A 15503-nucleotide genomic window follows, 5' to 3' on the forward strand; every position below is an offset into this window, starting at 1 on the left:
TTCGGATCTAAGCGGCCGGGTCGGCGCTCGGTGCGGGCCGGCCCCGGCCGACGAGCTGTCGGGCGTACTGACCGAGCAGCGACTGCTGGATCTGGGTGGTGCCCTCGATGATCTCCATGACCTTGGCGTCCCTGAAGTGGCGTTCGACCGCCCCGGGCGTGCCGATGCCCCGCGCGCCCTGGATCTGCACGGCGTCGGCCGCCGCCTGGTTGGCGAGCAGAGAGGCCCGGTACTTGGCCATCAGGGTGACGTTGACCGCGTCGATGTCACGGCGGTCCTTGGCGACCCCCGCCTCATGGCACAGCAGACGGGCGGCGGTGACGTCGGTGACCATGTCGGCGAGCATGCGGCGCACCAGCTGGTGTTCGCTGATCGCAGTCCCGAACTGCTCGCGCGCTTCGGCGTATTCGACGGAGGCATCCAGGCAGGCTCGGGCCAGCCCCACGGATCCCCAGGCGGTGCTGTACCTGCCGAGGTCGAGAGGGGTGGAGGCGATGAACGTCAGGCCCATTCCGGGCCGGCCGAGCAGCGCCTCCCGCGGGATCCGGCAGCCGTCGAAGACCAGCTCCCCGAGCATGGATCCACGCAGTCCGAGCAAGCCGTCGATCGGTGCGACCGTGAGGCCCGGCGCGTCGCGCTCCACGAGGAACGCGGTGTGCTTGCCTTGGAGTTGGGCGAAGACCAGGAAGAGGTCGGCGAGCTGCCCGAAGCTGATCCACTTCTTGGTCCCGTGCAGTACGTAGCCGCCGTCCGCTTCCGGGGAGCCGACGACGGGCTGCGCCGTGGTCCGGATGGAGGCCGCGTCCGAGCCGGTGTCGGGTTCCGTGAGAGCGAACGCGGCGATGGTCTCGCCGCGACGGATGGCGCCGATCCACCGCTCGCGCTGTTCGGCGGTGCCGAACACATCGATCGCCAGGGCCACCATGTCGTCGACGGCGACGAAGTTGCGGATGTTCTGGCAGGCGTACCCCAGTTCCTCGCTGAGCAGGCCGTACGTCACCCAGTCCATCCCCCCGCCGCCGCGCTCCGCGGAGACCGGCGCGGCGAGGCAGCCCTCCTTCGCCAGGTCCTGGACGACGTCCCGGGAGATCGCCTGTTCGGCATCGTATGCGGCCGCGTACGGAAGGATCTTCTCCGCGGCGAACTCCTTGAACCGGCTCCGGGCCACCCGCTGGTCCTCGGACAGCTGGACGATCACAGACATGCACCACCTTGTGTGGGAACGGGGAGTACACCGACACGTCGGCTCCCGCCCACGCCGGGAGCGGCGGATCCGACGCCCTCCCGTACGGCCGTCGGCCAGTTCTCGGGATCCAGGCCGTACTGGCAGAGAAACGCGTAGACGATCCGCTCCAGACCGAACCCGACGCAGGCGCTGCGGACAGCGCCCTCGGTGCCGTACTCGATGCCGAACTTCTTGCCGAACAGGTCGTCGTGGAAGTTGAAGGAGCCCACGGCGATGGTTCTGTGGGGCGCGACAGCAAGCCGCAACTCGTACTTCAGACCGAGCAGTCGTTGCGACCAGATCCGCGCGGACGTGTCGCCGCCACCGAAGAACGGGTCGTTGCCCACCTCGCAGAACCCGCTGAGGCCGAGTTCCTCCATCCATGCGAACACTCGTCGCATGAAGTCTTCCCTGGCGGACAGCACCTCTTCGTGGGTTCCCATGAAGACGATCTCGCGGATCGTGAAATCCCAGAGCCGCTCGAGCGTCACGGCGTATCCCGCCTCGAACCGGAAGGACTTGCCGCGAGAGGTGACGACGTGAACGCCCGCCGGGTCCAGGGTCCGCCCCTGGTATTGGTGGAACGTGTGATAACACATCGTCGGTGGCAGGCAGTAGTCGACGTTGCGGCAGGAATCCAGCACGGCGGTGTCGAGCCCCGTGTCCGCGTAGGACTTCTTGAACTCCTCGTACACATTGATGTCGTTGTGCAGCCGCGTCACGAACATCAGATGCTGCGGGAACGCCCCGAAGTAGCCCGCGGACTCCAGCGCCCGGGCGCGGATCAGCGTGGGATAGCGATACTCGACCGGGCTGTGGTCCTCACCGAGGATCCGCTTGACGGCGGAGTCGAAGTAGGCGAGCAGGGACAGCAGCGGCTCGCCCACGGCGACCTGGCCCTCCCCCGCCTCGGTCACCGCCCCGGCTCGGCTCAGCAGCGCGAACGTGCCCTCCTCGGGCACCCGCACGTGCGGCGACGTCCACACCGACTTGACCGGGACGGCGGGCTGCGGCCTGACGTCGCTGTCGACGACGCGGTTCACCTTCTCCGTGACGCTCTCCGCGTCGAGCGGTTCACTGGACAGCAGCGTGACACCGCGCACCTGGCCGTCCACCGTGTCCAGCTCGTAACCCGTGATCTCCGGCGCGACGAAGAGGAGGCGGCGCTCGATCTCGGCGTCGAGGGCTTCGGCGACCGGCGTGTGCAGCGCGACGCCGGTCCGGAAGGGCGCCACCACCCCGGGCGGCTCGGCGGCGTGATCGCTGGGGCGAATGGCTGTCATACGGGCTGCTCCTGACCGGCCGGGAAGACGGGGAGGTCGATGTGCGACGCGTGCGCGCCCCTGCGGTGGACCTGGACGACGGGCGGGGGGTGATGCACGGGAGTCTCCGCGTTGTCCCTGTCGCAGCAGGTGACCGCGATCCGCAACGCGTGGCCCGGCCGGAACACATGGCTCGTGGGGTGCAGGTCGAAGGTCAGCTCCACGGGTTCCTCCGGCAGCGTCAGCCGGGTCCCCCGGGAGCAGGGGTGGTACGGCAGGGAGAGGTTGTCGTACGGGGCGGCGCCCAGGGCCCGGTGGGAGGCGCGCAGTACGCCCTCGGTCACGTAGTGGGACGCGCCTTCCTCGTCGATGTCCTCCAGATAGACGAAGAAGTCGCCGTCGGGGTGCGTCGACGTCGCCCACAGCCGGACGACCGGATGCCCCGTGACCTCCACCTCTTCCTGGAGGGCCGCCGTCGTGTAGGTGAGGGCCGATCGGTCGCGCGCCGTCATCGGCTCATAGCCGTACGGGCCGCCGTATCCATCGGTCCAGCGGGTCGCCCGGCCGGAGGTGGCCGTGTAGTCGACCACGAACTCGTCGATGCCGGCGAGGCGGGACGGAGCCTGCGCGAGCAGGGAACCGTCGTTGACGGAGTGCACGGGCTCAGCGGCACCCTTCCCGAAGTACAGCCTTCGCGTGCGGACTTCGGGTGGGGGCCAGGTGTCGGCGGTGCGCCACTCCTCGCCCGGAGCCGCGCCGCGACGACGGTAGCGGATGGGCGGTTCGTCCATGATCCCGGTGTCCACGCCCTTGAGCCAGTGGTCGAACCACCGCAGGTGTTCAGCCGCCAGGTCGAAGCCCGCCGTACCGTTGTGGGACCAGTCGCCGACGACGAGTTTTCGCGGGCCGGTGAGATTGGCGTGCCACAGGAAGGCGTCCCGCACCCACATGTCGTGCCAGCCGGAGAGCTGGTACACGGGCACCTCGGCCGCCGCGACGGCACGCACCGCCGAGGACGGGCTCTGGTGCTCGTAGGGCGGCTCCTCGCTGCCGTCCTCGCGGCTGTCGCGATACGGCAGCGCGGCCGCCCTGGAGAAGATGTCGGCGTTGGCACGGTGCTGCTCCGCGGCCGCCCGGGCCGCCTGCTCATCACCCGCCACGGGCGCCGTGCCCGCACCGGTGTCCAGACCCTTGACCAGGTCGCCCCAGTTCCGGGCGAAGTCGTGCCGGAAGACCCCGCCGGGATAGAGGAACGCGTACAGGTCGAACAGTGCCACCTGGGGGAAGATCGCCTTTAGGCTGGGCGGCGCCGCTCCCGCGGCGAGGAACTGGGCGACGGCGAGGTAGGACTCGCCGTACATGCCGACATTCCCGTCGCACCAGTCCTGCGCGGCGAACCATTCGACGATGTCGTACGCGTCGCGCGTCTCCTCCGGACTGAACTCCGCGCCCCGCACGCCGGTGGAGGCGCCCGTACCCCGCGCGTCGGCGGCGGCGATCACATAGCCGGCGTCGAGGAACTGCCGCAGCCAGGGGCGGGTGTCGAGCTTCGTCCACGTGATGCCGTCCACCACGTCGGAGCGGTGGTAGCGGTCGTGGCACCACAGGACCGGCAGCGGCTGCGCGAGCACCTGCCCGTCCCGCTGGGGGCGGAAGACGTCGACGGCGATGCGGACGCCGTCACGCATGGTGACGTAGTGGGTGGAGGACTCGACTCCGTCCATGGCCTCCAGGTGGGCCGCGAGGGCGTCACCCCGCTCCTCCAGCCGCCTGAGCAGCGACTCGTCGAGCACGGCCGGGGGGGCCTCGTACCTCAGACGCCCCTTGGACGTCCACACCCGAACGTTCAACGTGCCCAGGTCGAGAAGGAGTTGCGCGACCTCGCTCACGCGGGTGTCGCTGTCTTGGACATGACGAGACCGACGAGGCCGTCTACGGTACGGAAGTTGTCGAACTCCAAGTCATCGGGGGTGAGTTGGAAGGAAAACTCCTGCTGGACGAAGACTGCGAGTTGCATGGCGAAGAGCGAATTCACGTATCCCAGCGCGAAGATGTCGTCGCTGTCGGCGAGGGCACGGCCGCCCAGCTGAGGCGCAAGGAACTGCTTGATACGGCCCCGGACGTCGTCCTGCTGCATTTCTCGAACCTCCTGCTGTGGGGTGGATGGTGGCGAGGCGTTTCAGTACGTGTAGAAGCCGCGCCCCGTCTTGCGGCCCAGCAGGCCGGCGTCGACCATCTTCTGGAGCAGCGGCGCGGGGCGGTACTTGCTGTCCCTGAAGCTCTCGTACAACACGGTGATCGAATTCAGGATCGTGTCGAGGCCGATGAGATCGCCCGTTTCCAGAGGGCCCATCTTGTGACCGAAACAGCCCTTGAACATCAGGTCGACCTGCTCGGCTGTGGCGACCTGGTCCTGAACACAGAAGACCGCCTCGTTGATCGTCAGCATCAGCACCCGGTTGGTGACGAACCCGGGGGCGTCCTGGACGACGATGCCCTCCTTGCCCAGGTCGTCGAGCAGCTTCCGGGCGGTGTCCAGGGTCTCGGCGGACGTGAAGTGGCCCTGGACCACCTCGACGGTGTCCATGAGGGGTACGGGATTCATGAAGTGCAGACCCAGGACCCGGTCGGGGCGGCCGGTGACGGAGCCCACCCTGGTGATCGGCACCGCGGACGTGTTCACGGCGAACACCACGTCGTCCCGGCAGATCTTGTCGATCCTCTCGTGGACGTCCCGCTTGATGTCCCAGTTCTCGGTGACGTTCTCCACCACGAAGTCCACGGCGCGAAGGCTCGCCAGGTCGGTGGTGTCGGTGATGCGTCCCAGGACGGTCCGGGCGTCGTCCCGAAGGGGCCGGCTGCGGAATATGCCGTGCAGCAGCAAGTCCTGCTCGATCTGGGCCATTGCATCGGCGAGTTGTCGCTCGGACACGTCGATCAGGATGACGTCGAGCCCCGACTCCGCCATGGACTGGGCCACACCTCGGCCGATGGTGCCTGCGCCGATGACACCCACCGTACGGATGCTCATGGGGTTACCGCCTCTGGAATCTGATACCTGACAAGGGAGGGCTGCCGACTGGGTTCTTCCGTTTCAGCCGCTGGTCCTTTTGCGGTCGAGATGGGCCGCCAGCTCGGCGATGCTGACGTAGCGGAACAGATCCACCATGGAGACACGGACGCCCAGGACCTTCTGGATGATCTGTGCCATGCGCAGCGCGACCAGCGAGTCGCCACCCATCGCGAACAGGCTTTCGTGGATGCTCAGTCCGGTCAGGCCCAGCTCCTTCACCCACACCCCGGCAACCAGCCGTTCGGTCTCGGTGTAGTCGCCGTCGTCCCGGCCGAAGAGAGTGACGCCGTCGCCGGCCCCAACCGCCGTGGACGGGGCGCCCGTCGGCTGCTGCGGCCCGGGGGAAGCGTCGACGTCCTCGACCCTTCTGCGCACGGACCCCTCGAGTACGAGAGGGGCCCTTTCGAGCAGTGCCGCCAGATCACCGGGGGCCAGCGCACCGAGCAGGGAGTAATTGATCTCCCCCACGACCACCGGGGAACCCGCGGAGTCCAGGGAGAGCATGATCTCGTCGAAGCTGCTCACCGCATCCGGCACGCCGATCGAGCGGAAGAACCCCTGGTCCCTCACCACTCCGTGGTCGAACGCCATGCCGGTGTCCAGCCAGTCGGTCCAGTCGATCGTCACCGTGCGCCGCCCGGACGCCGTGCGATGGTCGGCGAAGTGTTCGAGATAGGCGTTGGCGGCGGTGTAATCGCCCTGCCCGGCCGCCCCGAACACGGCGGTGGTGGAGCCGAACGCGAGCATGAGGTCCGGTGGGTCGTCCGCTGTCACCAGGTCAAGGACCGTGGCTCCGAGAACCTTGGGCTCAAGGGTGCGCCGGAACGTCTCGGCGTCCTTGCGGAAGAGGAAGCCGTCGCCCGCGACGCCCGCGGCGTGGATGACACAGCCGATCCGGCCCAGATTCGCGCGGACGGCACGGACGACGGCCGCCATGGCCTGCTCGTCGGCCGCGTCGGCGGGGTAGCAGCTCACCCGAGCGCCCTGGGACTCCAGTTCACGCAGTGCGGCGATCTGCTTGGCCCGCCTGTCGTCCGAGGCGGCGACCTCGTCCCAGCGCTCCCGTGGTCCCGGCACGGTACGGCCGACGAGAGCGAGCGCGATGCCCGGAACCGAAAGGGCGAGGTGCCGGGCGACAGCGAGACCGAGACCGCCGAGGCCACCGGTGATGAGGTACACGCCCTCGGGGCGGTCACCGCCCCGGCCGGACCTCTCCTGAAGGTGCACGGGAGCCAGTTCGGTCACATGGCGCCTGCCGCGTCTGAAGGCCACGGCCGTGGGTGAGCAGGGGCCGAGCAACTCGGCGAGCAGAGTCGCCGTTTCGGTCTCGTCGTCGGTGTCGACGCACAGTACCCGCGTGCCCTGGTTCTCCTGCGCGACCACCTTGGCGAGCCCGAAGAGGGTCGCGTGGACCGGCGCCGTGGCGGGCTCATCGCCCGTGACCCGCGCCGCTCCAGGTGCGATCACCGTGAGCTGTTCGGGGACCGCGTCGCGCGCCGCCAAGGCGCCGACGAGGTGGAACAGGCTGTCGACTCCACGGCGCAGATGGTCCTGGAGCCGGTCGACACCGTCTTGGGCGTCGGAGGCGGGCGCCCCGACGAAGACGACTTCCCCGGGAAGCCGGTCTGCAAGAGCCTCGATCAGCTGCTCGTACCCCTCCCGGGTCGGGGGCAGCCGGTAGGGCTCGGCACCGGTGAGGCTCGCCCGCCCGGTCGGCTCCGCCACGATCACCTGGGTGCCCTGTGCAGACAGCTCGGCGTGCAGGGCGTCGCCGAGGCCGCCCGGCTCGGCGACGAGCAGCACCGACTCCGGAGCTGCGCGGCGGGCGGAGACGGTGGGGGCCTCGGTCCAGCGCAGCGTGTGGTGGCGGGAGTGCAGGCCGGCCTGGGCGACGGTGCGCCGCGGATCGGGGACCCGCTTGACCGTGAATCCGCGGATCTCCAGCGCGGTGTTCCCGTCCTCGTCCAGGACGGTGACGTCGACCTTGCGCACCTCCGCGCCCGGCCGGGTGTCCGGTTGGGGCTCGATGAGGCTCAGCCCTCTTGGCGGCAGCGGTGCGTGCACCCGCAGCAGGTCGTAGCCGACGGGCAGAAAGAAGGCGTCGCTCTCGCGGTAGGCGCGTACGTCGTCCTCGGTCTCGTGGACGGCGAATCCGCTGAAGCCAGTGGCCAGGTCGAGCAGCGCGGGGTGCAGGACATGGTCCTGGCACTCCTGGTGATACTCCTTCGGCATGTCGAGCAGGCCGAGCGCGGCCCGCACGCCGACGTGCATGGTGCGCAGGCTCTCCTGCCAGCGGCGGCCGAAGTCCATCACGTGGTGTTCGGCCTGGGCCACGCCGAGATCCACCGTGTCGAGCCGGCACCGGTCGCGCAGGGCGTCGGGATCGCTGCTCGGTGGTGCGGTGAGCTGCACGGCCCCGGCCCTGCCCTGGACGTGCGTGACCCAGGTGCCGCGGGCCGGGTCATGACTGGCCACGGTGAATTCCACCCAGTCGTCGGACGTCTCCCGGACGGTGGTGTGCACGGTCCGGGGCTGCTCCTCCTTGACCAGCAGCGGTACGAGGAAGTCGACGTCGGCGATCTCTGTGACGGGTCGGCCGAGATGATCGGTGGCCGCGGCGCGGCACATCTCCAGATACGTGGTGCCGGGAACGACCGCCTCGCCGAGCATGCGGTGCTCGGCGAGCACCCAGTGGCGTTCGAGCGACAGTTCCGTGAGGAAGACCGACTGCCCCGCGGACCGCAGCAGCACATGGTCGAGCAGCGGGTTCGGGCCCGGCTCGCGCGGCGCGCCGGGAACGACCGGTTCCAGCCAGTACCGACTGCGCGCGAAAGGGTACGTGGGCAAACTGATCCTGCGCCGTTCCTCCGGCCCGAAGTAGCCCGCCCAGTCCGGCGCCACCCCGTGCAGCCACAGCTGACCGAGTGTTCTGCGCATGGTCTCGTCCGCGCCTCGCGGGTCGCGGCGGTGGGGCAGCGAGGCGGTGACGGTGACGTTCTGCGCCCCGGCCGCCTCCAGGGTCCTGCGGGCAAGCCCGGCGAGTGTCTGTCCGGGGCCCGCCTCCAGGAGCACGGTGGCGCCGCGTGCGGCCAACTCCCGTACACCCGAAGCGAATTCCACGGGGTGGAGGATCTGGCGTCCCCAGTACGCCGGGTCGCGCGCCTCGTCCGGGGTGATCCAGTCACCGGTCACGTTCGACACGAACGGGATGGCGGGGTCATGGCACTCCGCTGCGGCCACGGCCGCCGTGAACTCCTCGACGACCGGGCCCATCAGCTCGGAGTGGAAGGCACGGGTGACCTCCAGCGGCCGGGTGACCCAGCCGCGTTCCTCGGCCCTCACCGCGAACTTCTCGACCGCGTCGACGGAGCCGGAGACCACGCAGTCACGGGGGCCGTTGTGCGCGGCGAGCGATACCCCTGGGGGCAGTTCCCCTTCGACTTCGGCACGTTCGGCGATCACGCCGAGCATGGCCCCCTCGGCACATCCCTGCATCAGCTCGCCCCTCAGGGCCACCAGCCGCAGGGCGTCCGCCAGGCCGAACACGCCTGACACGCAGGCCGCGGCCCACTCGCCGACCGAGTGCCCGAGCAGGTAGGAGGGCCGCACGCCCCAGGAGCGCCAGAGCTCGGCCACCGCATACTCGACGCTGAACAGGCAGGGTTGGGCCCAGCGCGTCTCCGCGAGCAGCGCCGCGTCCGTTCCGCCGTCCGCGAGCAGCACCTTCCGTATGTCCTTGCCGCCCATCAGGGGCTCAAGGATCTGGGCACAGGTGTCCACGGCGTACCGGAAGGTCGGCTCGCTCTCGTACAGTTCGCGGGCCATGCCGGGGTACTGGGCTCCCTGTCCGCTGAACAACAGCGCGACGTGCGGCGACTCCTGGGACACGTGGCCGGTCGTCACCCTGGCGGGGTCACGGGACGCCAGTGCGTCGGCCACCGCGTCGGTGTCGGGGCCGCACACGATGCGCCGGTGTGCGAAGGCCCGCCTCCCGCGCGCCAGGGTGAAGGCGGCGTCCGCCAACACGGGGCGTTCGCGACGCAGGAACGCCGCGAGCCGGTCCGACGCCTGGTCGAGGGCTTCGGCCGAGCGGGCCGAGAGGACGAGAAGCTGCGATCCGTGACTGCTCGCGGCGGGCTCAGGGGCGGTGGGGGCTTCTTCGAGAACGACGTGGGCATTGGTCCCTCCGAACCCGAAGGCGCTGACGCCCGCGCGGCGGCACTGCTGCGTGCGCGGCCACGGGGTGAGTTCGGTATGCACCTGGAACGGCCCGTGGGCGAAGTCGATGTCCTTGTTGCCCTCTGTGAAGTTCAGGGATGGCGGGAGCTGCTCGTGGTGGAGGGCGAGCACGGTCTTCAGCAGACCGGCCATGCCGGCGGCTGCGTCCAGGTGACCCACGTTGGACTTGACCGAGCCGAGACGCCAAGCACCGGGCTCGCCGGTGAAGACCCGGGACAGCGCCTGGACCTCGATGGAGTCGCCGATGAGGGTTCCGCTGCCGTGCGCCTCTACATAGTCCACGGACGACGGCTCGACGCCGGCCATCACCAGCGCCTCAGTGATCACGGCGGCTTGGCCGTTGCTGCTGGGGGCACTGAAACTCGCCTTCACTGCCCCGTCGTTGTTGACAGCGGTGCCCTTGATCACCGCGTACACGGTATCGCCGTCGGCGACCGCGTCCGCCAGCCGCTTGAGGACGACCGTGCCGACACCGTTGCCGAAGACCGTTCCGCGGGCCTCGGCGTCGAACGGGCGCACGCGGCCGTCCGGGGAGAGGAATCCACCCTCCTGATAGGCGTAGCCGGTCTTCTCCGGGACCTTGTACGAAACGCCCCCCGACAGAGCCATGTCGCATTCATAATTGAGGAGGCTCTGGCACGCCGTGTGAAGGGCGACGAGCGAGCTCGAACAGGCGGTCTGCACAGGGTAGCTGGGGCCCTTGAGGTCGAGCTTGTACGACACGCGCATGGTGAGGAACGCCAGTTCGTTGCCGAGGCCCACGTTCTCGCCACGGATGGCCTCGCCTGCGTCCATGTTGCTGAGGACGTTGCCGATGTAGGCGCTGCTGCCGGCTCCTCCGAAGACGCCGACGGTGCCGTCGTACGCGGCAGGGTCGTACCCGGCGTCTTCCAGCGCCGCCCACGCGGTTTCGAGGAAGAGCCGATGTTGTGGGTCCATGATCTTGGCCTCGCGGGCCGTACAGCCGAAGAACTCCGCGTCGAAGAGGTCCATACCCTCGAACGACGGCCCGGACCGCACGTAGTGGGGCTGCTGGAACACGTCGGGGCTCACTCCGGCGGCGATGAGGTCGTCGTCGCCGTACCGGACGACCGACTCGACGCCGTTGCGCAGGTTCTCCCAGAACTCGGCCAGGTCACGGGCGCCCGGGAAGCGCCCGGCCATCCCGATGATCGCGACACCTTCCGGCGTGGCGGACTCATCGCGGTCGGCCCCGGTCGCCTCGCTCATGCCTTTCACCCCAAAGTCCTGCGATGTCCATTTCATTTTCCCCGAGTCATTTACCTCGAGAGCGAGGCACCAAGCGGCGATGCGCAACCCCGTACACCACATGCCCGGATCTACCGACCGGTAAAATCAGGTAGCAGAGTGCCACATGCACGACAAAGAGAACTCCAGCCGTCAAAAAATACCCCACCCGAACAAATAAGCCAGGCCCGGACGCTGGATTCGATGCCTGAAGCAGGCCGACCATCACCAAGAGAAATTGGGAGGGACCCGCAGCAACGCAGGGAGTGAAATCTCCCGATCAAGCCAAATGGAGATACCTATTACGGTTTCCTCATCAGCACGCAAGCCAGCTGCGCATCAATCAAGAGCTCGACCCCATCACTCGCAACTGAATAGTGGTTCGGGCGGTTGGCGCATACAGAAGATGGATTCCCCGCCCGAACCACTTCTTTCTCAACCTTGACGCCTACGCGTCAGCACGCTTGGCAACAAGCAGCTGCTGAAGCATCGGCGACTTCCCGTTGGTGCTCTTGGTGGTCATATCGGTCCCTCCCTCCCCTTCTTCGAGGTTCGAGCATCCTGACCCCCCCAAAGGATCTCTGTCAAGAGCTATCTTGACGGATCGCGACTGTCCGAATTTCGTCAACTCACGTAAGGATATTCCAGCCAACACAGAAAAAATCAGCCACAAATCATCCACCCGGATGACGGTATTCCGTTTAATGCATCTCGATGACTCGGTGCAGATTTGACGCAAATAGCCTGGCAGGGGAGCCATCAGGTCCATCACCAAAGGGATTCCATGGCCGCGGCACGCTGAGCTACACGATCGATCGAGCCAGGGGCCACGATCCGGCCACCAATGACTGCATCTCTTCCTTTGTGGGCATGTCCATTTTGGGCAGTGGCCGGCACTCAGCACTCAGGCATACGGCCGTTGCCGGACCGCAAGGCATCAGGGGGGTGTTGCACTCACCGCGATCCGACGAGCGTTCAGTCACGGCGTCCGTCGGCACCGAGAACCCGCCGTCAGGCACAGGAAGGAAGTGCCGTCCCCGCGGAGAATACGTACCTCGCCGAGCCCTCGTATAGAGCCACCGAAACCCTCCTCGCGGACGTTGAAGCCTGGCGCGGAGCTGGGTGAGCCCGGGGTGCATGTAGCGGGTGTTGCACAGCACATGGAGGACCAGGCCCCAGCGCGCCGAACTGCTCTTCCATGCCTTCGTGGTGGTGCTGGTAAAGGTGTCCGGCGCCGTAGTGGAAAATCTGCCTCGTAAAGCGTTGTCCCGTAAATGATCGCCGGTGTGTTGAGGGCATGGTCGGCCGACGGCGGGTATTCGGTTATCCGCCGAGGGCGAGGTTGTGGAGGCGGGCGATGCCGAGCATGGCTTGATGGACGCCATCGCCCTTCAGGCGGCAGTCGCGAAGGATCTTCCAGCTCTTCATCCGGGCGAAGACGTGCTCGACGCGGGCTCGGACCTGGCGATGGGAGGCATTGTGTTCTTCTTTCCAGGCCGGCAGTTCGCTCTGGCCTCGTTCGCGGCGGTGCGAATGACCAGGCCGGTGCCCCGATAGCCACCGTCGGCGATCACCGTGGTCTTGCCGACGGCCGCCTTGGCTCCGGACAGTTCCCATGCCTTGCAGTCGTTGCGGTTGCCGGGCAGGGGCCGACCGACCACGACGACGAGTCGGGTGTCAGCGTCGATGACGACCTGGTGGTTGGTCGAGTAGCGGTAATTCTTCGACTGCTCGGCGACCGTGTGGTCTCGGGTGGGGACCAGGGTGCCATCCACGATCAGAATGGTGTCCTTGCGGAACCGCTTACGGGGTTGGAGTGCGAGACGTGGGCCGAGGTCGTCGATGATCCGGTCCGCGGATGACTTCGAGACGCCGAAGAGCGGGGCGAGCTGGCGCAAAGTCAAGTTCGTGCGCCAATAAGCGGCCACCAGCAGCACCCGGTCCTCGAGCGACAGGCTCCACGGTCGGCCCTTGCGGACCGGATCCGCCCCCTCGCGTCGCAGCGCGGTGATCAGCTTGCCGAACTGACGCGGGTTCAGCCCGGTGAACGGGGCTATCCAGGACGGCTCGGACGCCGTGATCACACCAGCCACAGAGAGATCGTTCCAAAGATCGACGGCATGGGACGATGACAGCCATGTCAGGTCAGGTCTGGGTGTCCCTCATATCATTGGGCGGCGTCGTCCTCGGTGGCTCGTTGTCCTACCTCGTCCAGCACAGAACTCAGCTTTCGGCGGAACGTGCTGAACAGCAACGGCAGCAGATCTCCCTGTCGGAGGCCCGGCGCGCAGAACGGCTGGCGCTGCTGGAGCGGTTCATCGAGGTGGGGGCCGAGGCAGAACGCTCCGCGTTCAGCCGACCTTCCGAGTGGGACGACACCGACGACTGGTACCTGACGACCCAGGATGTAATGAACAGGCTGTGGGTCGTGGAACGGCTCATCCGCATCCAGTTCCCCCTGCCTGTGCACGACGCGGCACGTGCGTACTTCCTCGACCTCAACCGAACCGTGTGGGAAGGCTTATCCGAGGGCGAGAGCGTGCGGGACTACCTGGAGGACAACCGGCTGGCGTTTCTCGACGCGGCTCGTGCGGTCATGGGGTAGCGCACCACCGCCCACCGCCCCACGAAGATCTTTTACGGGACAACGCTTAGGCTCCCTGCCTGCATTTCCGCAGGTCAAGTGCAGTTCCCCTACTTTACAACGAGTCGCATGTCCAGTCAGCTCTCCCGCTCTCCCCAGGTTTTCAGGACTCATGCTGACCGAATGCTGTTCGTCGCCACCGGGCCACCCCTCACGAACGGGCGACATCAACGTAAGGAAGGGCCGCCGCACCCCCGTGACGGCGGCGCCCCGGATGGCGGCCCGCTGGTATGCGGCCAGGCCCGGCGCGATCGACTCGTACACCGCGCGCCAGTGCTCGTTACTCCACGCAGCAACGCCCGATCGCACGGAACTCCTCGGCGGTGGCTGCCCGGATCCGGGCCAGCGTCCGGTACTGGGCGTCGATCTCGACCTGCACCGCCTCGGCGTCCGTGGACGGGCCGGCGGACAGCAGCTCGGCCAGCCGGATCATCCGCGCCGTGCGCTCGCGCTCGTCGGCTTCCCTCTCGGCCTCGCTCAACGCCGAGGTGTGCCGCTCGATGGCCCCGGCCAGCTCCGGGAAACCGTGCAGGGCCTTCATGCACTGGGCAGACCGGATGCCCTCGAACAGGTTCTCCGGTCGGCTGATGCTCATCATGTCTTCCAGGCTCAGGCCCAGGCCCAGCGCCCGCAGCACGAGAGCCTGCTGCAGCCGCAGCAGTTGGCGCTCCTCGCAGTAACGGTGGCCGTTGGCCCCGATCCACGTTTTGGCCTGGCAAACGCCGACAGGAACCGCTGCCGCACGACGGCGGCCCCGCCCTGGTCGATGTGGTCACCGACCCCGGCGCGCCCGCCATCCCGCCCGAGACCACCGCCAAGCAGATCAGCGGCTTCGCCCTGTCCGCGCCCTCACCGCCCTCACCGCCCTCACCGGCGGGGCCGGACGCATGATCCACCTGGCCCGCGCCAATCTGCGGAAAAAACATCCCGCGCCCGTGAGTGAAGAGGTGCGTCGCGGGTCGTACGTACGTGCTGTTCCGCGTCTACAGCGGTCCGCTTCCCGTCGTCCGGCCGTGGCGGGAACCGGCGTACGCGGCGGTGCGGAGACCGCGGAAGCGTGCCGTCGGGTGGAGTCGGGGCAGGCTGCGGGCGTAGGGGTCGTAGGACACCGTGTCGCGGGCAGCGGTGTCATGGGCCGCTTCGAGGGTGAGGGTGGCGAAGGTGCGCCAGGGTTCGTCGGCGGCGGCTGCCCGGAGGTCGAAGTGGACGGGACGGCGGGCCACCGTCTGCCGCAGCGTCGGCAGCGAGTTCCCCGTCGGGCCTGCCGTGGCGGGGACGGGGAAGGCCGCCAGCACCCGGGGGCGGTCACCCACGCGGTAGGACAGCAGGGCGGAGTACGGTCCCGCCAGTGCCCGGCGTCGCGGGAGCGGCAGGTGGCGGCCGAGGCGGCCGGAACCACTGGATGTGAAGAGCAGGTCCAGGGCCGTGCCGGGGCCGTCCGGGTCGGTGACGCGGACGGCCAGGCCCAGGCCGTCCGGCAGCCGCCCCGGTAGGCCGAGCGCACGGGACCAGCGCACGGTGACGTCGTAGGAGCCGGGGCGGTCCAGCCACGGCACGGCCCACTTGCCGTCGGTGGTGCCGGGCACGTCGAGCGTCCCGGAGCAGAGCACTCCGTGCGGGTGCAGCGCGGGTGCCGAGCGGCGCCGGGCCACCCGGCCGGCGATGCGCTGAGCGGCCGCGTCCAGGTCCAAGATCACGCGGGGCACCTCACGAGTCGGGGCTGGGCTGTCTCCACCCTGGCACGCGACCGTCGGCGTCGCCCGGTGAGGTGAGTTTCGAGACGCCCTGAGGAAGGTGTGCGCACGGAAGGTC

Annotated in this window: 9 protein-coding genes and 3 pseudogenes; 2 read left to right on the forward strand and 10 right to left on the reverse strand. The window is 68.4% G+C overall.

Annotated features, from left to right (window positions below):
• Positions 1-7: 7 nt before the first annotated feature.
• From ACWDVB_RS32350 to ACWDVB_RS32385, 8 genes and pseudogenes are all read right to left on the reverse strand, one after another.
• Positions 8-1204 carry an acyl-CoA dehydrogenase family protein gene (locus tag ACWDVB_RS32350; protein ID WP_451516364.1) on the reverse strand — a complete coding sequence of 399 codons (1197 nt, stop codon included), beginning with the start codon at positions 1202-1204 and terminating at the stop codon, positions 8-10.
• Complete coding sequence (locus tag ACWDVB_RS32355; protein ID WP_451516365.1) at positions 1195-2508, reverse strand: hypothetical protein; 1314 nt, start codon at positions 2506-2508, stop codon at positions 1195-1197. The genes ACWDVB_RS32350 and ACWDVB_RS32355 overlap by 10 nt, the downstream gene beginning before the upstream one ends.
• Positions 2505-4376 (reverse strand): CocE/NonD family hydrolase, encoded by a 1872-nt coding sequence (locus ACWDVB_RS32360; protein WP_451516366.1) that lies wholly within the window; start codon positions 4374-4376, stop codon positions 2505-2507. Before ACWDVB_RS32360 ends, ACWDVB_RS32355 begins: the two co-directional genes overlap by 4 nt.
• Positions 4373-4624 (reverse strand): acyl carrier protein, encoded by a 252-nt coding sequence (locus ACWDVB_RS32365; RefSeq protein ID WP_451516367.1) that lies wholly within the window; start codon positions 4622-4624, stop codon positions 4373-4375. The genes ACWDVB_RS32360 and ACWDVB_RS32365 overlap by 4 nt, the downstream gene beginning before the upstream one ends.
• Positions 4625-4666: 42 nt before the next feature.
• Positions 4667-4996 carry a 3-hydroxyacyl-CoA dehydrogenase family protein gene (locus tag ACWDVB_RS32370; protein ID WP_451516382.1) on the reverse strand — a complete coding sequence of 110 codons (330 nt, stop codon included), beginning with the start codon at positions 4994-4996 and terminating at the stop codon, positions 4667-4669.
• Positions 4979-5521: pseudogene (locus ACWDVB_RS32375) on the reverse strand (3-hydroxyacyl-CoA dehydrogenase family protein); the annotation flags it as partial. The pseudogene ACWDVB_RS32375 and the gene ACWDVB_RS32370, both read right to left, overlap by 18 nt.
• Positions 5522-5581: 60 nt before the next feature.
• Entirely contained in the window at positions 5582-11029 is a 5448-nt protein-coding gene (locus tag ACWDVB_RS32380; protein ID WP_451516368.1) for an SDR family NAD(P)-dependent oxidoreductase, read from the reverse strand.
• A 1341-nt stretch (positions 11030-12370) separates the two neighbouring features.
• Positions 12371-13140: pseudogene (locus ACWDVB_RS32385) on the reverse strand (transposase).
• Positions 13141-13175: 35 nt separating this feature from the next.
• On the opposite strand from ACWDVB_RS32385, the gene ACWDVB_RS32390 reads away from it, so the two are divergent.
• Complete coding sequence (locus ACWDVB_RS32390) at positions 13176-13652, forward strand: hypothetical protein (protein WP_451516369.1); 477 nt, start codon at positions 13176-13178, stop codon at positions 13650-13652.
• 234 nt (positions 13653-13886) lie between these two features.
• On the opposite strand, the pseudogene ACWDVB_RS32395 reads toward ACWDVB_RS32390, so the two are convergent.
• Positions 13887-14391: pseudogene (locus tag ACWDVB_RS32395) on the reverse strand (MerR family transcriptional regulator); the annotation flags it as partial.
• 68 nt (positions 14392-14459) lie between these two features.
• Between ACWDVB_RS32395 and ACWDVB_RS32400 the strand changes: the two are divergent.
• Positions 14460-14582: a hypothetical protein gene (locus tag ACWDVB_RS32400; protein ID WP_451516370.1), complete on the forward strand. Its 123-nt coding sequence runs from the start codon at positions 14460-14462 to the stop codon at positions 14580-14582.
• Positions 14583-14674: 92 nt separating this feature from the next.
• Here the strand turns inward: ACWDVB_RS32400 and ACWDVB_RS32405 are convergent, their stop codons facing one another.
• Positions 14675-15388, reverse strand: coding sequence for a phosphodiesterase (locus ACWDVB_RS32405; RefSeq protein ID WP_451516371.1), 714 nt, complete (start codon positions 15386-15388; stop codon positions 14675-14677).
• Between the last annotated feature and the right edge of the window lie 115 nt (positions 15389-15503).

It is taken from the genome of Streptomyces sp. NPDC003379, assembly GCF_053589195.1.